We start from the raw sequence: 21569 nt of genomic DNA, 5'->3' as shown, positions 1-21569 counted from the left end.
AGGTTTTTCAACCTGAAGTTTATGATAATGAGGTAGGTTCCCTCTTTTTCAAGAGGGAGTTATTTGTTTACTTCAACATCGGCTTTAAGAACTTCGCTGTATGCGACACTTTATTCTTCGCAACAAATTCAGGTGTACCTTCGGCAATAATCATACCGCCACCTGCACCACCTTCAGGGCCTAAGTCCACAATCCAATCGGCAGTCTTAATCACATCCAAGTTATGCTCAATCACCACGATGGTATTGCCCTTATTACGTAGCTCATGCAGGATGTCGAGCAATTTGGCAATATCATGGAAGTGTAGACCTGTCGTCGGTTCATCAAGCACGTACAAGGTTTTGCCTGTATCGCGTTTTGCCAACTCACGTGCCAATTTCACACGCTGCGCTTCACCACCTGAAAGTGTGGTTGCAGACTGACCCAAACGGATGTAGCCCAAGCCCACTTGGTTCAAGGTTTCCAAACGACGGTGAATCACAGGAATAGCATCAAAGAAATGCATCGCATCTTCAACCGTCATTTCTAAGACATCTGAAATGTTACGACCTTTATAACCAACTTCTAACGTTTCGCGGTTATAGCGCTTGCCATGGCAGGCATCACAAGGCACATACATATCGGGTAAGAAATGCATCGCCACTTTAATCATACCGTCACCTTCGCAGGCTTCACAGCGACCACCTTTCACGTTAAACGAGAAACGACCTGCGGCATAACCACGTGCTTTGGCTTCAGGAGTTTGTGCAAACAGTTCACGAATAGGGGTGAACAAACCGGTGTAAGTTGCAGGGTTTGAACGTGGTGTACGACCAATTGGGCTTTGGTCAATATCGACGACTTTATCGAGGAACTGTAAGCCATCAATTGAGTCAAATTTTTCCGCAGTCAGTGTGGTTGCACCGTTCAATTGAGTTGCTGCAAGCGGCAATAATGTCCGGTTAATCAGTGTCGATTTACCTGAACCCGACACACCCGTTACACAGGTCATCACCCCTAAAGGAATGGTCAGGTCGACATTTTTCAGGTTATGACCCGCAGCACCCATTAACTTGATTTGTTCTTCAGGTTTCGGTGGCTGTACACGTTGTTTTGGAACTTCGATTTTTAACTTGCCTGATAAATACTGACCTGTCAGCGAGTCAGGGTTTGCCAAAATTTCATCATAAGTTCCTTCGGCAATCACATGACCGCCATGCACACCTGCACCCGGACCAATATCAATAATATGGTCAGCCGCTCGAATGGCATCTTCATCATGCTCAACGACGAGCACGGTATTACCAAGGTCACGTAGGCGAACTAAGGTTTCAAGCAAGCGGTCATTATCACGCTGATGTAGACCAATTGACGGTTCATCGAGGACATACATCACGCCCATAAGGCCTGCACCAATTTGTGAGGCCAAACGGATACGCTGGGCTTCACCGCCCGAAAGTGTTTCTGCCGAGCGCGATAAGCTTAAATAGTTCAAACCTACAGAGACGAGGAAGTGCAAACGTTCACGGATTTCTTTGAAAATCTTGTCGGCAATTTCGCCTTTGGCACCGCTTAAGTTGAGATCTTGATAATAGCTTTCAGCATCGCCAATTGACATCTTAGTGATCTGGGCGATGGTCTTATCTAAAATTTTCACATTACGTGAGATTTCATTCAGACGAGAACCATCACAAGCATCACAAGCGGCATTTGACAAATACTGTGCTAAATCTTCACGTACATAGTTGGATTCGGTTTCACGGTAGCGACGTTCTAGGTGCGGCAAAATCCCTTCAAACGCTTGTACACGTTTGTGCGAACGACCACGTTCATCGATATAACTCAGGTCAACTTTTTCTTTACCTGTCCCATATAGAAATTTCTTTTTGGTGTCGGCATTGAGTTCATTCCACGGTGTATCTAGTGAGTAACCAAAATGATCGGCGACTTTTTGAATCATGCTGTAGTAATACGGACGTTGACGGTCCCAACCACGGATTGCCCCTTGGCTAATCGAAACTTCATTATTGGGAATCAATTTGTCAGCACTAAAATGGCTGCGTGTGCCTAAACCATCACAAACAGGGCAGGCACCGAATGGATTATTGAAGGAAAATAGACGCGGTTCCAGTTCACCAACGGCACGTTCACATTCAGGGCAGGAGTGTTTGGCTGAAAATACGCGGTCTTCTTGTTCACCTTTCATCCACGACAAAATGGCAATATCACCGCCCATGCGTAAAGCGGTTTCAAAACTTTCTGCAATCCGGTTGCCAAGATCATCACGCACCTTAAAACGGTCGACCACCACTTCAATGGTGTGCTTTTTCTTTTTGTCTAATTCGGGTGGTGTGTCGATATCAATGACTTCACCATCGACACGGGCACGAACGAAACCCTGACCTTGTAATTGTTCAAATAAGTTGGTGTATTCACCCTTACGGTCACGGACCACAGGGGCAAGCAACATAAGCGCCGTACCTTCTTCTAGACCTTTGACGGTATCGACCATTTCAGACACAGTCTGAGCCACCATCGGGAGGTCATGTTCAGGACAGTATGGTGTGCCAACACGGGCATAGAGTAGACGTAAATAGTCGTAAATTTCGGTGATCGTTCCCACCGTCGAGCGTGGGTTATGGCTGGTTGATTTTTGTTCGATGGCAATCGCGGGACTCAAGCCTTCAATCGAGTCGACTTCGGGCTTTTCCATTTGCGAAAGGAATTGACGCGCATAGGCAGATAAGGACTCAACATAGCGACGTTGACCTTCAGCATACAAGGTATCAAAAGCCAAAGAGGACTTCCCTGAACCAGAAAGACCCGTAATGACCACAAACTTGTCGCGTGGAATATCGAGTGACACATTTTTTAAGTTATGGGTACGTGCGCCTCGAATACGGATATGGCTTTGGCTCATGCAAGGGGTCCTAAAAGATTCATCGAAAAACCTATATATGATAGCGCATGAAAAATGTTCAAGTGTAATTTAAACCTAGATTTATGCGTGACTTTGTGAGAAAAATGGCCGAATCAAAATATAGCTGGCTGTGCCGATGCCCTGAAACATCCGCAAATCAGCAATCTAGGACTTTTAACATGAAATGGCAACTTCATCTCAATCCAACATTAGGTGTGGTGGGTTTATTGATGTGTAGTGTGTTTTTGAGTGCATGTACCCCGAACCAAACACCGAAAGCGCAAAAATATGACAGCTTAGAACAAGCAACTTTGGCGCTGAATACCGAAAGTGAAAAAATTGATCTGTATATTGCGAAATTAGGTCAGGCCAAAACAGACGCTGAAAAAAAGCAGCTGGCTTGCGAAAAAATTCCTCAACAGTTTGATTTGGTTTTGGCGATTGTCGAAAACAATCAACATTTGATGAGCGCTGAAGATTTAAAAGTTCAAGCGCAGTTTAAGCACATGGCTGAGCAACAAAAAGCGCGCTTTACATCTAGCCTGTGGTGTAAAGGTGCATAAAGATAAAAGCGCTATGACTGTTTTAAGTTCATCGTTTAAATCTCCTGTGCCATGCGCATAAAAATGCATTGAAAAATCTCAGGACTATTACAGAAAAGGCGTAAAATGCAGTTTTCGCGAAACTGTTGAATACCATGTTGTCCTTATTTCTCAAAAGCTTAATGGGTGCCTTTGTTGTGGTATTAATTGCTTTGCTGTCTAAAAGTAAGGCGTTTTATATTGCAGGGCTGGTCCCATTGTTTCCGACTTTTGCACTGATTGCTCATGTGATTGTGGCAAATGATCAGGGTGCAGCCGCATTACAAAAAACAGCGTTGTTTGGACTCTGGTCTCTCATCCCATATTTCATTTATTTATTGATGGTGTATCTGCTCGCAACACGTATGAGCTTAACGGCATGTTTGAGTGTAGCAACGTTGAGTTGGGTACTTGCTGCGGCTGTTTTGATTTATGCATGGCAGAGTTTTCAGTAAGTATCAAAGCCAATATAGGCGCTGATTCAGATCAATTTTTTATGTGATTTAGATCATTTATAAAACAATAGATTTGGCTAAAATTATGATGAATTTCCAATCGTTAAATGTGTGATTTTAAATGTAAGTATTTGAATAATTAATTATAATTCTGACAGAACAGCAAATAATCATGATAAGAGCAAATAATGTTAAAACAATTTTGGGTGATCATCTGCCTCATGTTTTCAAGCCAAATCCTATGGGCTGAAGACAGTCAAATCCTCGCGTTTGAACAGTTTATTGACCCGGCAGCAGAGCAGCGTTATAGCGTGAGCGTGCCTGCGGTCGCGCAAAATGAACAACTATGGTCTGTGGTATATATGGTGCTACAAACCAACCAAGTCCCTGACAATACCGTATTGGACTTTAAAGTCGTTCCCCAAGGCTTATTATTGAAAAATAATCCTGCACAAAAAATACAAGAGTATGCTTTTGACGGCGTGCAGTTGGCACAGAAAAAAGACTATGTATTGTCCCAGTTTTCCGATCTGAGTGAGCAACTGGAAGATCAAACGGGCAAGAAAGTGCAGGATGCATCACTCTTTGATACCAGTCGTGCCCATGTATATGCCCGCGTAGAAGATTGGGTGCCTGACTATAATGCACAAGCTACCCAACTGAATATTGAACTGGGCAAACTCAATGAAATGCAGGTGAAAGGGCTGTATTTGATTTTAGGTAAAGGTGAAAAGCCCAAAGATTTATTGGCCATTGCTCAACTTGATCCGATGATCAAATCACAATTTCATTCAGAAGAAATGCAGGAACGCAAAGCAGCGCGCAGTGAATTGCGTGAAGCACGTTTTGCGATCTTCTTGGTGATTATCGCGATGGGGATTTTCCTCGGATGGTATCGTTTTAAACGCTAATGCCTTAAATGATCGTGCAAGGTCATTCTAAACACCGAATCCAACCGTATAAAAATTTAACTGATGTTATGCAGTAAAATCAGAAGCGCAATTTGATTCAAATAAAAGAACGATACGCGGTAAAGTCATCCGCAAGTGTTTGAGACAGGACGACTTCTAATCACAAATGTTTTTGCGATACTTTGAATAATTTGACGCTAGTGAACGAGTTTTGCGGATGACAATGGTTTTGGGTACTTTTGCCGAAACAAAAGTACCTCCAGCCGAAGGCTGATCCCTTTATTCAAACTCTGGATGTAAGATTCCATCGAATAGACTTAAAAAGCATATTAAAAATGCGAAATTACTTTTACGGGCGTAACATCAGAGCTTAAATCAATAGCTTATTCAACGGGCCATGTCCGCTGTTGATACGCGCTGTCCCAGAACATCCATTCTAATTTTGCGCCGTTCGTGTAGGCGGCATGCATTTTTTCAAGTGTATCTGCATCGCAGCGGGCTGCCACTCGATCAATGGTTTGAATCACGTTTTGCACAGCAGTATTGAAGTCTTCACCTGAGTAGGTATCGATCCATGCTTGGTAAGGGTTATTTGGCACAGATTGGCTGACAATGGCTTTGCCGACTTCCGCATAGATCCAAAAGCAAGGCAGGAGTGAGGCAAGGACCACAGGGTAACTTTCTGACCATGCTGTCGCTGTTAGAAACGAAGTGTAATGATGGCAGGCAAGGGTTAGTGGGGTATTTTCAAACTGTTCTTTGCTGATGTTGAAACCTTGCATAAAGTCATTGTGCAGACTGCGTTCCACCACGATGGCAATTTTGGCGGCTTCAGAAAACTGAATCACATCGTCGGCATCAAATGCCTTGGCTGCACATACCGCAAGCGCACGACCGTAGGCCAATAAATAATGGGCATCCTGAATGACATAGTGGCAAAAGGCATCGCGGCTTAAGCTGCCCTGAGCCAACTCCTGATTAAACGGTAGATGGAGTATCTGCTGATATAACGCGGTATTACGTTGCCAAACTTCTTCAGAAAAACGCATTGAACATTCCTGTCGTTAAAAATGAAAGACGGGTCTACACCATGATGCGATGTAATTGAGAGCCTCCATCTTAGAGTGTTTATTCAAAATGTAACGAATAATTTTTGGTTTCAACCCTGAAAAGCGGCATAATTGCGCCATAAACTTAGCTTCAAACTGGGTATTCCCTCATTTTGAAATCTTATTGAATGAATAGGTCGATCTATCATGATGAAACATTTTGGTTTCTCAATCGTCTTTACGATCGTGTGTCTTGCTATTTCTGCATATTGGGGTCTGAATCATGGCCCAAATGCAGGCGTGCAAGCCATGCTGACAGCGCTGACCATCACTGCCATTTTAGCGGTGATGGAAGTGTCTTTGTCTTTTGACAATGCCGTTGTCAATGCATCTGTACTCCGCGGTTGGGATCATTTTTGGAAAATGATTTTCTTAACCGTCGGGATCGTGATTGCTGTCTTTGGTATGCGTCTGATTTTCCCAATTGTGATCGTGGCTGTAACTGCAGACATGGGCGCAATGGAAGTGGTTCAAATGGCGTTGAATGATCCAATTCAGTATTCAGCTAAATTGATGGCACATCATGCAGAAATTGCGGCCTTTGGTGGTGCTTTCTTATTGTTGGTATTCCTGAACTTCTTCTTAGATGAAGGGAAAGATACCCATTGGTTCCGTTGGCTAGAGCGCCGTTTGGCCAATCTTGCAAACGTTCCTGCAATGTCCGTGTTTATTGCTCTAATTGCATTATTGGTAATGGCAGCAAACGTGGCTGAAGCCTCTCGTCTAGCGGTTGTAATGGCGGGTATCTGGGGGATCGTGGTGTATATCGGTGTCCAAGTACTGAGTCATTTATTGGGTGGCGAACCTGAAGTCGATGAAAACGGTAATGCGGTTGGACATGATGCAAATGGCGTACCGACAGGCGTGATCAAAGCAGGTTTTGGTGGTTTCCTTTACCTTGAAGTACTCGATGCCTCATTCAGTTTTGATGGTGTGATTGGTGCATTTGCGATTACCTCTGATGTCGTGATCATTATGCTCGGTCTTGCTATTGGTGCAATGTTCGTGCGTTCGATGACCATTTACTTAGTAGATAAAGGCACCTTAGATGCTTATATCTTCCTTGAACATGGTGCGCATTATGCGATTGGTGCTTTGGCCTTCATTATGTTGGCGAGTGGCACAGGTCTGCATGTACCAGAAGTGGTAACGGGTCTGATTGGTGTAGCATTTATTGTTTGGGCGGTGATTGCCTCAATTCAATATAAAAAGCGCCAAGAAAGTCTAGGCTAATTTAAACTTGCCTAATATCTCCCAAAAAGCGCAGCATCAGCTGCGCTTTTTATTTGTCCAATCATCAGGATATTTAAAATCAATAAAAATCCTGCTTCGCTTTAAGCTGAATGTCCTATAATCCCATTCCAAGATTAATGAATTTTTAACCAGCTATGATGAATGCTCTTGAACGACGCTCAACTTTTGCTTTGAGTAGTATTTTCGCCTTACGTATGCTGGGGCTGTTCATGATTATTCCTGTTTTCTCAGTGGCAGGTCAGCAATATGCAGGGGCAACACCGGCACTCATTGGTTTGGCGGTGGGTGTCTATGGGTTGACCCAAGCGATTTTACAGATCCCATTTAGTCTGATCGCAGACCGTTATAGCCGTAAACCGTTGGTGGTGATCGGGCTGCTGTTGTTCGCTTTAGGCGGTGCAATTGCGGCGATGTCCGATAGTATCTATGGCGTAATTATCGGGCGTGCGATTGCCGGTGGTGGCGCTGTGTCTGCGGTAGTGATGGCTTTGTTAGCCGATGTCACACGTGAAGAACAGCGAACCAAAGCTATGGCGATGATGGGGATGAGTATCGGTCTGTCCTTTGTGGTGGCCTTTAGCCTTGGACCTTGGCTCACAGGTTTAGTTGGCATCTCGGGCTTATTTTGGGTGACCACCATCATGGGACTTGCGGCGATTGCGATGTTGTTGTTGGTGCCGAAAGTGACACGTCATCACCGAAATTTCCAACAAGGTTATCTGACTCAGTTGAAGCAAGTGCTGAAAATGCCTGATCTAAATCGTTTGCACGTTTCAGTCTTTGCATTGCATTTACTACTCACCGCGATGTTTATTTATGTACCGTCTCAGTTGATTGACTTCGCCAATATTCCCTTGCATTCACATGGTCTGGTGTATTTGCCGCTTTTGGTTGTAAGCCTGTTTTTTGCCTTTCCGAGTATTATTTTGGCGGAAAAATATCGCAAAATGCGCGGCATTTTCTTGACCGCCATTGGTGGCATTATTCTAGGATTGGGTATCTTAATTTTTGGTTTCGAATCTAAATATATTCTGCTTACTGGCTTAGGATTATTCTTTATTGCATTTAATGTGATGGAAGCATTATTACCGTCATGGTTATCAAAAGCAGCCCCAATTCAGTCTAAAGCGACAGTCATGGGCGTGAACGCCAGCAGTCAGTTTCTGGGGGCATTTTTTGGTGGTATGATTGGCGGGCAGCTTTTGTTGCTAAATGATACGGCAATGGGATGGGGCATCCTGACAGGTCTAGCCATTTTATGGTTAATTATTAGTTTTGGATTGGCTCAGCCGCGTTATTTATCGTCTATGGTGTTTAGTTTGCCTGAAGATAAAGAAACGGATGAATGGACTTCTCAGCTTTTAGCAATTCGTGGTATTGAAGAAGTTGTGGTGATGTCTGACCAGCAAGTGGCTTATGTAAAAGTGGATAAGCAGCAGATGGATGAATCTGCGCGACAACATTTAACGCACTTGTTAGGGAAAGAGGTAGCCATTTAAGCATAACTCTTATAAAGTAAATAATAGAAACAAATAGGAAGAATACGTCTGATGCGTGGTGTAAATAAGGTCATTTTAGTTGGTACTTTAGGTCGTGACCCTGAAACAAAAACTTTCCCAAATGGTGGTTCTCTCACTCAGTTCTCAATTGCAACGAGTGATTCATGGACTGATAAAAATACAGGTGAGCGTAAAGAGCAAACAGAATGGCACCGTATTGTGTTGCATAACCGTTTAGGTGAAATTGCACAGCAATATTTGCGCAAAGGTTCTAAAGTTTATATTGAAGGTTCATTACGTACTCGTCAGTGGACAGATCAAGGCGGTCAAGAGCGTTACACGACTGAAATTCGTGGTGAACAAATGCAAATGCTTGACAATAACCGCCAACAAGGCGAACAAGGTCAAGGCGGCGATTTTGGTCAGCCTCGTTTTAATAACCAACAAGGTGGTTATAACAATAACCAAAACCAAGGTGGCTACGGTAATAACTCAAACCAAGGCGGTTATGGCAATAACCAACCGGCTCAAGGCAATAGCTATGGCAACAACAACCCAGGTGGTTTTGCGCCAAAACAACAGCCTGCACCGACACCGGCTCCAGCTGCAGCAGATTTAGATGACGACTTACCGTTCTAATAAACCTTAAACACAGCGTTTAAAACGGTAGATCATCATCAAAAAAAGCCCTCAATCTTGAGGGCTTTTTTTCGCATGTCTCATTTTGAAAGATCAGTTTCATGCTGCAATTGAGTCGATGACTTATTTTTTTGCTGATACCCACATGGTAATTACGGCTTTAAAAACCACTTCATTACGTGTGTTGTTCACCACGACATTCACCAAATAATCACTCCCTGCATTCCACGTAAAATTGGCATCGACAGGCGTGGCAATGGCCGTTAAATCTGTATCAGCTTTTTTCAAATATTCCACAGTCATGCCTTTGGGAATCCAACGATGGCTGCTCGGAACGGTCACATCGGTCATGGTTCCGCCAGCCAATTCAGCCATATTACACATGGCAATCGCGTGGACAGTGCCAATATGATTCAGCACGCTGCGCTGTTTTTTAATATGTAGTTCACAGTATTGGGGCTTTAATTCATCAAAAACAGGCGAAATGCTACTGAAATACGGTGCTTTCAAACACAGCAATTTAGAAAAAGTCCATTTCCCTGCGGGTTTGTTTTGGAAGGTCTTCCATAATTTTAATGCTTGGCTCATGCTTAATTATCCTTCATTATTCAGAATATAATTCTAATACAGAATAATATTCTGTTAATGGCGTAAATGACGTCACAGCTATTAAAAGAAGCCAACATTGTTTTAAAATGACCCGAGCAAAGGGAAGGTATCGATGTCGTCAAATCAAGCATTATTGCAACGAATTTACAGTGGTCGCCGAGCGGAACTTAAACGGCAGATCTTAGGAGAAGCCCTTGCATGTTTTTTAGAGCAAGGGATTGAAACGACGACGATTGAACATGTGCGAGACCGCGCAGAGACCAGTGTTGGCGCGATTTACCATCATTTTAAAAATAAAGATGGTTTAGTGGCAGCATTGTATTTTGCGGCGTTGCAAGATCAATTTGCGAAAAGGGCAGATGCCTTGACACAGGCCCAATCGCTGCAGGAAGGCATTCAAGCCATTTTGTGCTCGTATATCGACTGGGTAGAAGCGTATCCAGATTTTGCAGGATTCTTGTATGCGGCAGGGTTTAGTATGCGTAAGGAAACGCTACAAGCCGAGTTAAAACAACATAATCTGCAACGCAATAGCGCACTGCTGGATTGGTTGACCGCACAACCCGATTGGCATTTGATCGAGCATTTACCCAAAGAATTAATGATGTCATTGGTCTTGGGAGCAACAGAAAATTATTGTCGGGCATGGTTATCACATAAAGTAAAAACGCCACCATCACACTATAAACAACAGTTTACACAGGCTGCTTGGCAGACCCTCTGTATGGATATAAATCCTTGCTCTCATTGAACTTGATAGGTTTGCACGATGGAAAGGCAAAGATTGATTTAAATAACAAATCTAAAAATCCGATAGTTTTTATAAAAAAGTTCGGTTTTACCTATGGTTTGATATTTCGTATTCTAGCTTCAACAGATAAGCAATCCCTGAAATGAGTTAGAGGAATATCAAATGAGTTTAATTAATACTGAAGTAAAACCATTTAACGCTACCGCTTACCAAGACGGTCAATTTATTGAAGTTTCAGAAAAAGACTTCTACGGTAAATGGTCTGTGGTGTTCTTCTATCCTGCTGACTTTACTTTTGTATGTCCAACAGAATTAGGCGATCTTGCTGATCACTATGCTGAGTTCAAGAAAATGGGCGTAGAAATTTATTCAGTATCTACTGATACACACTTCACGCATAAAGCTTGGCACGATTCTTCTGAAGAAATTAAGAAAATCGAATACCCAATGGTTGGCGATCCAACTTGGACACTTGCGAAAAACTTTGATGTTTTAATTGAAGCGGATGGTCTTGCTGACCGTGGTACTTTCGTGATCGACCCTGAAGGTAAAATCCAAATCGTTGAAATCAACGCAGGTGGTATCGGCCGTGATGCTTCTGAATTGATGCGTAAAGTAAAAGCTGCTCAATATGTACATGCACACCCAGGTGAAGTATGTCCTGCAAAATGGAAAGAAGGTGAAGCGACGCTTGCACCATCGATCGACCTAGTGGGTAAAATCTAATTTGGTGATCCAACCGTAGATTTAAAAAAGCCAGAACTCAGTTCTGGCTTTTTTTGTGGTCAAGAACATTAAACTAAATAGCCATCATGTTCTGGAGCATAGTCTCGAATTCCATCGACTAAATAGTCAATTAATCTTTCCATGACTAGGCGCTGACCTTTACGGGAAGCATATACCAATTGTACTGTACCGACATTTGAGCACCATTCGGGGAAGAGGTGAATTAGACGACCTGCCTCAATATCTGCTTGCACGGTTAAATACGGTAAGTCTGCAATGCCTAAACCATCCAGTACTGCATAATAAGCACCGGCTAAGTCATTGCTTTTAATCCGAGGTTGTAAGGCAATTTCAATCTGCTCTTGTTGTCCGGTATGATGCAAATGCCATTGATAGCGGTTTTTCTGTGTACCTAAAACGATACTCGGAAATTCTGTCAATTCCGTAATATGCTTTAACTCGCGTCCTTGTAAAAGTTCAGGACTAATCACTAAGCAATGCACGGTTTTAATCACGTCACGTACAATAATGCTCGAGTCTTCATTCTTACTAAAATTGGTACGAATCGCTAAATCAATGTCGTCATGCAAGACATCTACACGGCGGCTAGACAGCTCGAGTTCAACCTGAACTTTGGGGTGATCTTTTAAAAATTGATTTAACAAGGGGCGAATTTGATGTTCCATCATGACCGGTGGACAACTAATTTTAACCAAGCCTTCAAGCTCACTTTTTTGCTTCAGGAGCACCTGATGTGCACATTCAACTTGTTCGATCACTTTTATGCATTCTTCATACAATTCTTGGCCTAATGTTGTGACCTTAAAGTGTCGGGTAGAACGCTGAATAAGGGTGACATTATATTTGGCTTCAAGATCTAAAATGCGTCGGCTTAATTTTGATTTTGTAATATTCGATGCTTCACTTGCAGCGCTAAAACCGCCATGTTTCACCACCAAGTAAAAGTAGTAATAATCATCAAATGAATGCATGGATCACCTTATGCAGTGAAAAATTATTTCAATTCAAATCATCATACGTCAATTTATACATGAGGTATAAAAAAAGCGGCTCGAAGCCGCTTTTTACTACTGAAGGATTATTTCTTTTCAGTATTTTGCGTATAGCTGTTGATGAGGTTGCGGTAGTCTGGAATATGGTTGCCGAAAAGCGCACCTAAACCTTCAATATCATTACGCCAGTCACGGTGTAATTCACACGCGGTACCAAACCACGTCATGAGCTGTGCACCCGCTTGCGTCATACGTTCCCAAGCCGAATCGCGGGTTAAATGGTTGAAAGTACCTGAAGCATCGGTCACTACAAAGACATCAAAGTCTTCTTCTAAAGCAGACAAGGTTGGGAATGCAACACAAACCTCAGTCACCACACCAGCAATAATCAATTGTTTTTTGCCGGTTGCTTTGACGGCTTTCACAAAGTATTCATTGTCCCAAGCATTAATTTGACCTGGGCGTGCAATATAAGGTGCGTCAGGGAACATTTCTTTTAGTTCTGGAACCAATGGACCGTTTGGACCCTGTTCAAAACTGGTGGTGAGAATCGTTGGAAGATTAAAATATTTAGCGGCTGCAGCCAGTGCGAGCACATTATTTTTAAATTTATCTGGATCAATGTCGCGAACCAATGAAAGTAAACCTGTTTGGTGGTCAACTAAAAGTACTGCGGCATTGTCTTTGTCTAAACGAACGTAAGGTTTGCCCATTTTATTGTCCTCTTTCCTGTTTGCAAGTACGCAGGATCAGATGAAATCTGCGTGTTAACTAGATTTAGGATAGTTGTAAAAATGGGATAATAAAATGGGTTTAAATGAGAAGCTCAATCATAAAATTGGGATAATTCAGCGTTAAATATGACTTAAACCTTAGGATTTCTGAATTAATGCTTGGTTTTGAGTGAGGTGCAGGCTGTATTACTGAATATTGTTCTATATTTGAGATATAGAATGCTATCTGGAAGATGGTCATCAAGTATTTCAAAGCTTAAAATAAGCGCTATGTTCATCCTATCGTATGAATATAGGAGCTAAGAAATGAAAAAAGTAATTGGTGTTTATCGTAATCAGCAAATGCACTGGGTGGGCGATGGTTTTCCAGTCAAAAGCTTATTTTCCTATGATCGTCTAGGTCAGGCGATTAGCCCATTTTTGCTTTTGGATTATGCGGCACCTTATCAGTTTGATCCCACCACTGCACAGCATGGAGTGGGTTCACATCCACATCGTGGTTTTGAAACCGTGACTATCGCCTACAGCGGTGAAGTGACTCATAAAGACTCAAGTGGTGGTGGCGGCACAATTCAAACGGGCGATGTGCAATGGATGACCGCAGGGTCGGGTCTGGTGCATGAAGAATTTCATTCACCTGAATTTGCTCAAGCAGGTGGTCTTTTTGAGATGGTTCAATTGTGGGTGAATTTACCGGCAAAAGACAAAATGACTCAGCCTCGTTATCAAGCGATCACACGCCAAGATATTCCTCGCATAGACATGGATGAAGGTGCAGGGCATATTCGGGTGATTGCCGGTGAAATGGGTGGTCACCTTGGGCCAGCACAGACCTTTAGTCCAGTGAATGTCTGGGATGGTGAGTTGAAAGCTCAATATGAAACCACCTTACATGTACCTGAAGGGCATAACACCATTTTGGTGGTCTTGAAGGGTGAGGTTGTAGTGAATGAAAGTCATAAAGTTCAAGACAGTTCGATGGTCATGTTTGCCAAAGATGATATCGCCATTCAGCTACAAGCGTTGCAGGACACACAATTTCTGTTACTTAGCGGTGAGCCACTAAATGAGCCGATTCAAGGTTATGGCCCATTTGTGATGAATAGTAAAGCTGAAATCATTCAAGCCTTTGATGATTTCAATAACGGGAAATTTGGTGAAATTGCACTGGCGCATGAAGCTTAAGTGAAAATCATGCCGTTGAAATAGCCGAAAAAAAAGCCTCTGAATAGTCAGAGGCTTTTTTATTGAGCGCTGTAGTATTTATAGTTGTCATGATTTAAATATCATTTTACTTTTTATAAATTGTGATGAATTTATCACTTTATTATGTGGCGCATCTTAGCGAGACTTGGCTTTAAAGTAAACCGAAAGTTATAAAAATGGTTAATTTAATTGTTTGGTTTTATAGGGTAATTAAAATTTTAAAGAAAAATATGTTTAAAAAACAAAGCTTAAATTGTGTACTTTTTGACTGTAAATATTTGTAAATTTAACTTAAAAACGGCTGTACTGAAATCCATACAAAAAGTGCGAATCTGGTATTTTTTAATAGCTATTTTTAACTTCTGATCAGTCATACTTTTAAACTGTGTTTTATAGATGGAAAAGAAAATTGGAAATTGCAGTCATCGGTAGTGGCATGGCTGGGCTGGCTACCGCAAGAATTCTTAAAGACGCAGGGCATAACATTACAATTTTCGAAGCTCTGCCTGGTCGTGGTATGGATAGCCACAGCACTGAGTTTGAAGGCGGCTTGATCGATGCCCCTTTGCGTGTGATGAATCCACATCTTTGGAAAAATACCTTAAGTTTGGCGACCCATTTAGGGATTAAAACTTTCCCTGTCCGTACCTATATGGCATGCAGTTGGCTATTTGAAGATCGTACAGAAACGTGGTTGACCACCAGTCGTAGCCGTATTGGTAATTTCCCAATTATTAATAACCGTAAAGGCTTACAACAATATGGCTGGCGTTTAGTCAAAGGGATGTTGCAACTCAAAGCCGCGATCACTCGATTTTTTAAATCAAAAAATCAGGACATCACGCTTGCCGAATTCATTAATAAAAATGAAATTGAAGAAGTATTTTGGCATGGTGCGGTAATGCCTGTGTTGTATACCATTTGCACTTGTAACCCGAAAACGATTGGCGAATGGCCTGCGAAACCACTATTGATTTTCTTGCGTCAATTGACCAATGGTGATGCCTTGTTGCGTATTCAAGGTGGTACACCTGCGTTGGTTGATAAACTGATTGAAGGTTTAAATATTCAAAGTGGTACGGCAATTACCAAAGTGCACGAGCAAGACGATAAAGTCTTGGTGGAAACTGAGGCCGGAGCACATCATCTATTCGATCGCGTGGTAGTCGCGACACCAACCACCAAAACGGAAGAATTTTTAGATTCAACCCAGTTTGCTGATGATATTGAGCTTTTAAAGAAATTTAAATTTGAGCAAGGTCAATTGGTGATTCACACCGATCAAACAGTGATGCCGCCGAAGCGTAAAGATTGGTCTGTACTGAGTTATATGATGGACCGTAAATTTACCCGACAGCAATTTACCGTATGGCTCAACTCCATTGAACCGAGCTTGGTGGGTAAAACCCCTGTGTTCCAAACTTGGCAGCCAGTGACTCCGATTGATCCTAAAAAAGTGATTTCTTCGGTCAGTTTGACACGTGCAGTGGTGGATTCACATACCGTGGCGCTAAATAAAGAGTTGCAGCAACGACATTTATCTCCTGAGCGTAAAGTCTTCTTCTGTGGTTCATGGTCTTGCGATGGTCTGCCGATTTTAGAGTCTGCGGTAACGTCTGCTATGCATATTGCAGAAATTTTTGGTGCACCATTGCCGTTTGTAGGTTTAAAACCTAAAGTGGAGGTTGCCCCTCAACTCGGTTACTAACATGAAATGGCTTCAAGCAATTCGTCAGCACATCCCTAGCCATAAATATGCGATTAACAGTCGACTACTCGGAGATGATGCGGAACTTGCTTGGAGTAATTTGGGCTATTGGGATGATGCAAAATCATCCTATCCTGCAGCCTGTCAAAAACTCGCTTTCCATCTTGCCGAATCCATTCAATTAAAATCTACAGATCGTGTTTTAGACCTCGGTTGTGGGCAGGGTGCGAGCTTGGTTTTTTGGATGGAACATTTTCAAATTCAAAACTTATCCGCAGTCGAATTGCAAACCGCATGTGTGGAAAAAATCCAAAAAAATTTAAATTCAAAAATCAAAATCCAGCAAGATTCATTTTTGAATTTAAAAAATATTTATCCACAAAACGCTATGGATGCCGTGTTGTGTGTTGATGCGGCTTATCATAGTGATTTGAATTTATTGCTTTTATCGGTCATTGATGTTTTGAATTCAAAAGGACGCTTTGCTTTTCACTATTTAATGTTATCCGATGCGTTTTTGAATTTAAATTCATTACAGCGACTGAAATATCAAAGTCTGTTGAAAGCAGCAGATGTGAATTTGAAAAATTTAAATTCAAAGCAAAATTTACAACAACAATTGCAACAGGCTGGTTTCGAAAATATCCAGATTGAAGATATCAGTGAATTCGTATTTCAGGGTTTTGCTGATTATATTCAAGAACAACAAAGTCAGATGAGCCTGAGTCATGTGGATCAATTCAAAATCAAGATGACGGCAAAATTGTGCGAGAAGTTGTATCGAGACGGGCTGATTCGTTATGTGCAGATTAGCGCGAGGAAGCCATAAAACAGAGGCTCTAAAAACATCAAAGCCTCACTAAAAAGCGAGGCTAAGAAATGGTGCCGGCACACGGATTCGAACTGTGGACCTACTGATTACAAGTCAGTTGCTCTACCAACTGAGCTATGCCGGCGTTGTGGAATGCATTCTACAGATTTTTTGAAGTGGTGCAAGTTAAAAAAACAGCAAATCGAATGTAATTTATACGTTTGATTTATTCAGCATTCAACCGATGTTTGGCACTAAAAACCAGAGAAATAAAATTAGGCAATGTTTCGCCCACAAGATGTGGGCGAGAAAATAGGATGGGTGGACGTTGCGTGCTATTTCATTCTTAAAATTTGGTCTAGATCCTGTGCGCATTCCTCAAGTGTATATGCCATCTCAAGTTGCATTTGTGGGCGGAGTTCATTGGCAAGCTTTCGCCATTCGTCAATCAGACGCTGTGCTTTTTGAATTTTATGTTTATTGATGTCTTTGGCAAGGGTTGGGGTATAGCCACCACGTTTGGCGTTCTTGATCTGCTTAACATAGTTCTGGCTGTTATTCATGTTCTCTCCGGAATAGCAGTGATATATGAAAGGTGTTTTTTAAGTTTTTCGTTGATCAAGTTAAAAGTACCACAATCGCGTTTCAGTTCTATGATGTTTAAATTAATGAATAATTTTTTGAATAGCACCTATATTGAGAGAATGATTTATTTTTAGCATAGGCTTAAGTAATTGTCTTTAGAATATAAAATTTGTATTTGTAAATAAACGTGTCCTTATTGCTGTCAATAAAAAATCCATAAGTCGTGCATTAGGAAAAAAACGTGTGATTTAAATCCATCAATCAGGACTCAAATACTGTGAAGTTATTGAGCCAAACAGTTTAAAGATCAATTAGGGGGAAATATTTAATATTGAGGACAATAAAATTAAAAAAGGCCTAAATTTTATCAATTTAGACCTTCATTATGCTTGGCATTGCAGTTTATTCTGGCGGTGAAAGAGTCCGTCAGGTTCAATATCTAAATATATGAATTATTGAAACATAAAAAATCAGGGCTGTAAATGTACCGACATTTATACCGACATCATTATGAAATTGAGAGTTTAAATAAGAGAGCTTATTTGTTTAGCAAATTGAAATACAGCTAGATGTTTATAAGAGTAGCGATACAAAGAAGGTGGAGATAGAGTGTTGTCACTGAGTGTGTGCAACCGAAGTTGCTCAAATATTAAACTGACTAACCCTTGCGAGGTTAGTCACTTTGATATCTGAAGTTCTCACGAGGTTAATCGTAAGAAGTATGCTGGTTAACAGATTGCTCTGTGTCTCCAGAGGAGGACGAACTACTCTATCTCCACTGGTAATCTTATATACTTAATATGCTTGTCTCAAGTCTTTCTTTTGAAGATAACTAAGCAAATCAAGGTGATGCCAGTCAACATGCCAGATATGACTTGATATCTCATTATAAAATTGATCAATAATAGATTTTTGAGTGAGTGGATGAGCTGGATTATCCTTGTCTAAAGAAGCAAGTACCTGTTTAAGCCAAGAAGTTTTTACAGTTTTTTTAAAATCAGGATGAAATAATGAATCAAAAAATAAATATGCTTTATTGGTGTTAGTAGAGAAATCAGACAAATCTGACAGATACTTCTCAATGGCACATAAAATATCTTTTTTCCTTTGTTGTAGTGCCGAATACTTTCCAGAATAATAAAGAGCAGAAATTACATGTAAATAATTTAAGTGATCTCCATTAGTAATATTGAAAAATTTAAAAGTTAAATCTTCTGGAAGCATGAATTCATGACTCAACTCCGTAGAAGCCAAAATAATATTTATAGCTTCTATAGGAAAATAATCATCAACTATATGAGGATTTTCATCTTCCATATTTTTTAAATATCTATAAACATGGTCATATATAAATTTAGAAATATGCTCATATCTATCATTAATTTTATCTTTGACAAATCTGATAGCTAGAATTAGTGAAGTTGATATTTTGTAGGAGCTATTAGTTGATGGACTTATACTAAATAAAAAGAACTGAATATCAATCAATACTTCAAGAGCATCTAAAAAGTTTTTAGTATTTCCTTCTAAATTTTTGTTATTAGTTAATTTTTTTATCCTTTCATTTATTGAGGATATTATATAAGCTGAAATATCATCATAAGAAATTCCATTTGTATTACATTGATATTGTATTGACTGAATAAAGCTTCTGGTTAGTTTCCAAGTATTTATCACTCTCTTAGGTTTTAAGGTCTTAGGGTTCTCATATTCTAAGAAGCTATCAAAAAATTCATTAACAATATTTCTTATAGAATATACTAGTTTAGATTTTCTAGTTATGAATGGTCGTGAAAGATATTCTGTTTTTGATTTATTCAGATGTAAGTTAAAATTTAATAAAACATCAGACAAGCATATGACTATCTTATTTTGAATATCTTTATTTATCGAAAATATAAAAAAGTCATCTACATAACGCTTTATAGTATACTGATTTCCGTATACTAATTTATATTTTTCTTCTAATTTTTCTATTACCTGAATATCAACTTTTTGTAAGATTATCTCAGCAAATATTCTACTTAGTTCGGGTCCGATTACTATTCCATTAGTCTCATTGTGATTCATTCTCTGCATTAATGAATCAAACTCATTAGGAAATGTCGTTTTAATAGTAACGTTTTCCTTAGTAAACTCTTTGTTTTTTACCGCCCAAGATATGCTATGGGTATAGATTGAATCAAAGCATTTAGATATATCTACACTACAGAACTCTGAATATTTTTCCTCTATATTAAAAAATTTTCTAGATTCAAAGAACTTATAGAGTCTATTGAAGCCTCTATATGAAAAAAAGGATGGTGAATGTTTGGAAATTTCCTCTGTTTTTGAAGTTAAAATTTGGTTGCTTCTATACTTATTAATATCTTCTAAAAGGTTTTTTTTATAGAAGGACGTAGCGATTCTATTGGGTGATCTAATCGTAATGGGACTAGCTTCACAATAATGTAGTATCAAGTTTTCATATTTTTCATAAAATTTTACTACTTGTATTTGAGATAAAGGATGAATTAACTTTAATTTTCTAAATTCATGGGAATTCTTTTTAATTTTATATGATAAAGGGATTGTATGTGTATTAGACTTTTTTAGTCCGTTTATTAATCTTTTTTGTAATTCAATAGCAGTAGGAGATTTAAAGTCAAATTTAACAAAATTATAAAGACCAAAATTATTAAAGATTAGCGGGGTTTCATAAGGTAAAACTTCCGTGGTGAGTACTCTATAGTAATCATTTCTCTTAATTTTAAAATGATTTTTTTTAAACATTTTTCCAGCACTCCTTTAATACTTTAATCCGTTGGCCGCTAAAATAATTAAAACTTCTATTAGTATGGGACTTAAAGAAACTTAAACTTAGTAACTTTCTCTTTTGATTTTTAGATAATTTACTTGATATATTTAAATGTTTAAAAGTCGCTTTAGATAAGATTAAAGTTCTTAGATATTCATCTAACTCTAATAGGCTTTCATTGTTTTCACTAAGTTCTGGATAATTGTAATATATTCCAGAGAGTTTTTTTCTACCTTTGTTTCTGTCATATATACTGAAATTAGTAGATAGGAATAATAATCTTTCTGTTAGAATTTCGAAATTCTGATCTTTTGAAAATGCTATAAAAGCACGAATAATTTTTGTTTTTATTTTTTTAATTTTATTGTCTGCTATATCAATTTTAATTGCCCTATTTTTATCTTTAGAATGATTGTTTTCTATAGAAAAGCTATACCCTAAATAATCAAATCTATAATTTAAAGGGAGGGAGTTGTTATTAATGTTTTTACTTATAGATATAAATTGAAATTTATCATCACTATTAAATATTAGACCTTTAGGAAGCTCTGAAGAAAGATGGGGAAGAAAAGAGTCCTTATCTTCTTTGCCGCTAGTGATGATGATGATGTCATCTACATATCTTCGATAGTAAAACACTACATTGTTTTTGCTTATAGCCTGATCAAAAGACTGCATATAGATATCAGATAAGATATTGCTGATTGATAAGCCTCTGGGAATCCCACTTCCTCCTAAACTTTCAAATTGTTTAAACAGCTCTTTCAGGATTTTTTTACTGTAAGCACATAAGAAATAATTATTATCTAAATGTTCAAAAAGTGTATTTTTATCTACTGACTCAAAAAAACTTTGTATATCTAATCTGTATACATTGTAAGGCGTTGCTTCTCTAAGCAAACTAAGTAAATTTTTAATAATAGTATGTCTATTGGGTGCACTGTAATAAAAAGACTTTCTCAAATTTTGATGTAGCTTTCTTACTATCAAATTGTGTTCTAACAAATTGATTGTATAAGCACTTTTATTGTTAATAGTAACTTTACGGAGAAGGTTAACATTCCTCAAATGCCTTTGAACATCTTGATAAGCTTTATTAGATATAGTTTCTCTTTGCTGATTCCTTTGAGCTGCTGGAAATTTAGCAATTTCTGAGTTTAAAAAATATTTACTCAAATTATCTTTTGAATAGGAATGATCGTATACCATTTGAATTCATTATCATTAGAGATATAAAATAAATTATATTGTAATTTGATATATTTAGTTGAAAAATATATCT

At 39.5% G+C, this 21569-nt stretch carries 19 protein-coding genes and 1 tRNA gene; 11 read left to right on the top strand and 9 right to left on the bottom strand.

Going from position 1 to position 21569, the window contains the following annotated elements; translation table 11 throughout:
• Positions 1-67 precede the first annotated feature (67 nt).
• The gene (gene uvrA, locus B1202_RS10425; protein WP_078190530.1) at positions 68-2899 is read right to left on the bottom strand and encodes an excinuclease ABC subunit UvrA; all 2832 of its coding nucleotides are present in this window, start codon (positions 2897-2899) and stop codon (positions 68-70) included.
• 179 nt (positions 2900-3078) lie between these two features.
• Between uvrA and B1202_RS10420 the strand changes: the two genes are divergently transcribed.
• From B1202_RS10420 to B1202_RS10410, 3 genes are all read left to right on the top strand, one after another.
• Positions 3079-3462 carry a hypothetical protein gene (locus tag B1202_RS10420; protein ID WP_078190529.1) on the top strand — a complete coding sequence of 128 codons (384 nt, stop codon included), beginning with the start codon at positions 3079-3081 and terminating at the stop codon, positions 3460-3462.
• Positions 3463-3596: 134 nt separating this feature from the next.
• The gene (locus tag B1202_RS10415; RefSeq protein ID WP_078190528.1) at positions 3597-3935 is read left to right on the top strand and encodes a GlpM family protein; all 339 of its coding nucleotides are present in this window, start codon (positions 3597-3599) and stop codon (positions 3933-3935) included.
• 188 nt (positions 3936-4123) lie between these two features.
• Complete coding sequence (locus B1202_RS10410; protein ID WP_078190527.1) at positions 4124-4846, top strand: hypothetical protein; 723 nt, start codon at positions 4124-4126, stop codon at positions 4844-4846.
• 383 nt (positions 4847-5229) lie between these two features.
• On the opposite strand, the gene tenA is transcribed toward B1202_RS10410, so the two are convergent.
• Positions 5230-5895: a thiaminase II gene (tenA, locus tag B1202_RS10405; RefSeq protein WP_078190526.1), complete on the bottom strand. Its 666-nt coding sequence runs from the start codon at positions 5893-5895 to the stop codon at positions 5230-5232.
• 207 nt (positions 5896-6102) lie between these two features.
• On the opposite strand from tenA, the gene B1202_RS10400 reads away from it, so the two are divergent.
• The 3 genes from B1202_RS10400 to ssb all read left to right on the top strand — a co-directional run bounded on the left by B1202_RS10400 (position 6103) and on the right by ssb (position 9347).
• On the top strand, positions 6103-7188 hold the full coding sequence (locus B1202_RS10400; RefSeq protein ID WP_078190525.1) for a DUF475 domain-containing protein: 1086 nt from the start codon (positions 6103-6105) through the stop codon (positions 7186-7188).
• Positions 7189-7343: 155 nt separating this feature from the next.
• Entirely contained in the window at positions 7344-8708 is a 1365-nt protein-coding gene (locus B1202_RS10395; RefSeq protein ID WP_078190524.1) for an MFS transporter, read from the top strand.
• A gap of 51 nt (positions 8709-8759) precedes the next feature.
• Positions 8760-9347 (top strand): single-stranded DNA-binding protein, encoded by a 588-nt coding sequence (ssb, locus tag B1202_RS10390; protein WP_078190523.1) that lies wholly within the window; start codon positions 8760-8762, stop codon positions 9345-9347.
• Positions 9348-9470: 123 nt separating this feature from the next.
• Here the strand turns inward: ssb and B1202_RS10385 are convergent, their stop codons facing one another.
• Positions 9471-9935 carry a hotdog fold domain-containing protein gene (locus B1202_RS10385; RefSeq protein WP_078190522.1) on the bottom strand — a complete coding sequence of 155 codons (465 nt, stop codon included), beginning with the start codon at positions 9933-9935 and terminating at the stop codon, positions 9471-9473.
• A gap of 133 nt (positions 9936-10068) precedes the next feature.
• Here B1202_RS10385 and B1202_RS10380 point away from each other — a divergent pair, with 133 nt between their 5' ends.
• Positions 10069-10707 (top strand): TetR/AcrR family transcriptional regulator, encoded by a 639-nt coding sequence (locus B1202_RS10380; protein ID WP_078190521.1) that lies wholly within the window; start codon positions 10069-10071, stop codon positions 10705-10707.
• A 162-nt stretch (positions 10708-10869) separates the two neighbouring features.
• A complete protein-coding gene (ahpC, locus tag B1202_RS10375) occupies positions 10870-11433 on the top strand; it encodes an alkyl hydroperoxide reductase subunit C (RefSeq protein WP_078190520.1) in 564 nt (187 codons plus the stop codon).
• Between the two features lie 68 nt (positions 11434-11501).
• Here the strand turns inward: ahpC and B1202_RS10370 are convergent, their stop codons facing one another.
• Both B1202_RS10370 and ycaC read right to left on the bottom strand, forming a co-directional pair.
• Positions 11502-12425: a LysR substrate-binding domain-containing protein gene (locus B1202_RS10370; protein ID WP_078190519.1), complete on the bottom strand. Its 924-nt coding sequence runs from the start codon at positions 12423-12425 to the stop codon at positions 11502-11504.
• A 107-nt stretch (positions 12426-12532) separates the two neighbouring features.
• Positions 12533-13159 (bottom strand): isochorismate family cysteine hydrolase YcaC, encoded by a 627-nt coding sequence (gene ycaC / locus B1202_RS10365; RefSeq protein WP_078190518.1) that lies wholly within the window; start codon positions 13157-13159, stop codon positions 12533-12535.
• 327 nt (positions 13160-13486) lie between these two features.
• On the opposite strand from ycaC, the gene B1202_RS10360 reads away from it, so the two are divergent.
• From B1202_RS10360 to B1202_RS10350, 3 genes are all read left to right on the top strand, one after another.
• Positions 13487-14365 carry a pirin family protein gene (locus B1202_RS10360; RefSeq protein ID WP_078190517.1) on the top strand — a complete coding sequence of 293 codons (879 nt, stop codon included), beginning with the start codon at positions 13487-13489 and terminating at the stop codon, positions 14363-14365.
• Between the two features lie 430 nt (positions 14366-14795).
• Positions 14796-16094: an FAD-dependent oxidoreductase gene (locus B1202_RS10355; RefSeq protein ID WP_143221600.1), complete on the top strand. Its 1299-nt coding sequence runs from the start codon at positions 14796-14798 to the stop codon at positions 16092-16094.
• A 1-nt stretch (position 16095) separates the two neighbouring features.
• On the top strand, positions 16096-16923 hold the full coding sequence (locus B1202_RS10350; RefSeq protein WP_078190516.1) for an SAM-dependent methyltransferase: 828 nt from the start codon (positions 16096-16098) through the stop codon (positions 16921-16923).
• Positions 16924-16974: 51 nt separating this feature from the next.
• On the opposite strand, the gene B1202_RS10345 is transcribed toward B1202_RS10350, so the two are convergent.
• From B1202_RS10345 to drt3a, 4 genes are all read right to left on the bottom strand, one after another.
• A tRNA-Thr gene (locus tag B1202_RS10345) sits at positions 16975-17050 on the bottom strand.
• A gap of 190 nt (positions 17051-17240) precedes the next feature.
• Positions 17241-17468: a hypothetical protein gene (locus tag B1202_RS10340; protein ID WP_078190515.1), complete on the bottom strand. Its 228-nt coding sequence runs from the start codon at positions 17466-17468 to the stop codon at positions 17241-17243.
• Between the two features lie 817 nt (positions 17469-18285).
• Positions 18286-20262: an antiviral reverse transcriptase Drt3b gene (gene drt3b / locus B1202_RS10335; protein ID WP_078190514.1), complete on the bottom strand. Its 1977-nt coding sequence runs from the start codon at positions 20260-20262 to the stop codon at positions 18286-18288.
• Positions 20255-21496 carry an antiviral reverse transcriptase Drt3a gene (gene drt3a / locus B1202_RS10330; RefSeq protein ID WP_078190513.1) on the bottom strand — a complete coding sequence of 414 codons (1242 nt, stop codon included), beginning with the start codon at positions 21494-21496 and terminating at the stop codon, positions 20255-20257. Before drt3a ends, drt3b begins: the two co-directional genes overlap by 8 nt.
• Between the last annotated feature and the right edge of the window lie 73 nt (positions 21497-21569).

It is taken from the genome of Acinetobacter amyesii, assembly GCF_002018365.1.
GTDB classification, from domain to species: domain Bacteria; phylum Pseudomonadota; class Gammaproteobacteria; order Pseudomonadales; family Moraxellaceae; genus Acinetobacter; species Acinetobacter amyesii.
The sequence above is the reverse complement of the archived record's forward strand: the minus strand, read 5'-3'. Positions and strand labels throughout refer to the sequence as shown.

What these genes read in the sequence shown, in the direction of transcription:
- B1202_RS10360 (WP_078190517.1), top strand. Translation starts at nt 13,487, where the DNA reads ATGAAAAAAGTAATTGGTGTTTATCGTAATCAGCAAATGCACTGGGTG.
- B1202_RS10395 (WP_078190524.1), top strand. Translation starts at nt 7,344, where the DNA reads ATGATGAATGCTCTTGAACGACGCTCAACTTTTGCTTTGAGTAGTATT.
- drt3a (WP_078190513.1), bottom strand. Translation starts at nt 21,496, where the DNA reads ATGGTATACGATCATTCCTATTCAAAAGATAATTTGAGTAAATATTTT.
- B1202_RS10385 (WP_078190522.1), bottom strand. Translation starts at nt 9,935, where the DNA reads ATGAGCCAAGCATTAAAATTATGGAAGACCTTCCAAAACAAACCCGCA.
- B1202_RS10410 (WP_078190527.1), top strand. Translation starts at nt 4,124, where the DNA reads ATGTTAAAACAATTTTGGGTGATCATCTGCCTCATGTTTTCAAGCCAA.
- B1202_RS10380 (WP_078190521.1), top strand. Translation starts at nt 10,069, where the DNA reads ATGTCGTCAAATCAAGCATTATTGCAACGAATTTACAGTGGTCGCCGA.
- drt3b (WP_078190514.1), bottom strand. Translation starts at nt 20,262, where the DNA reads ATGTTTAAAAAAAATCATTTTAAAATTAAGAGAAATGATTACTATAGA.
- B1202_RS10420 (WP_078190529.1), top strand. Translation starts at nt 3,079, where the DNA reads ATGAAATGGCAACTTCATCTCAATCCAACATTAGGTGTGGTGGGTTTA.
- B1202_RS10350 (WP_078190516.1), top strand. Translation starts at nt 16,096, where the DNA reads ATGAAATGGCTTCAAGCAATTCGTCAGCACATCCCTAGCCATAAATAT.
- tenA (WP_078190526.1), bottom strand. Translation starts at nt 5,895, where the DNA reads ATGCGTTTTTCTGAAGAAGTTTGGCAACGTAATACCGCGTTATATCAG.
- B1202_RS10400 (WP_078190525.1), top strand. Translation starts at nt 6,103, where the DNA reads ATGATGAAACATTTTGGTTTCTCAATCGTCTTTACGATCGTGTGTCTT.
- uvrA (WP_078190530.1), bottom strand. Translation starts at nt 2,899, where the DNA reads ATGAGCCAAAGCCATATCCGTATTCGAGGCGCACGTACCCATAACTTA.
- ssb (WP_078190523.1), top strand. Translation starts at nt 8,760, where the DNA reads ATGCGTGGTGTAAATAAGGTCATTTTAGTTGGTACTTTAGGTCGTGAC.
- ycaC (WP_078190518.1), bottom strand. Translation starts at nt 13,159, where the DNA reads ATGGGCAAACCTTACGTTCGTTTAGACAAAGACAATGCCGCAGTACTT.
- B1202_RS10370 (WP_078190519.1), bottom strand. Translation starts at nt 12,425, where the DNA reads ATGCATTCATTTGATGATTATTACTACTTTTACTTGGTGGTGAAACAT.
- B1202_RS10340 (WP_078190515.1), bottom strand. Translation starts at nt 17,468, where the DNA reads ATGAATAACAGCCAGAACTATGTTAAGCAGATCAAGAACGCCAAACGT.
- B1202_RS10415 (WP_078190528.1), top strand. Translation starts at nt 3,597, where the DNA reads ATGTTGTCCTTATTTCTCAAAAGCTTAATGGGTGCCTTTGTTGTGGTA.
- ahpC (WP_078190520.1), top strand. Translation starts at nt 10,870, where the DNA reads ATGAGTTTAATTAATACTGAAGTAAAACCATTTAACGCTACCGCTTAC.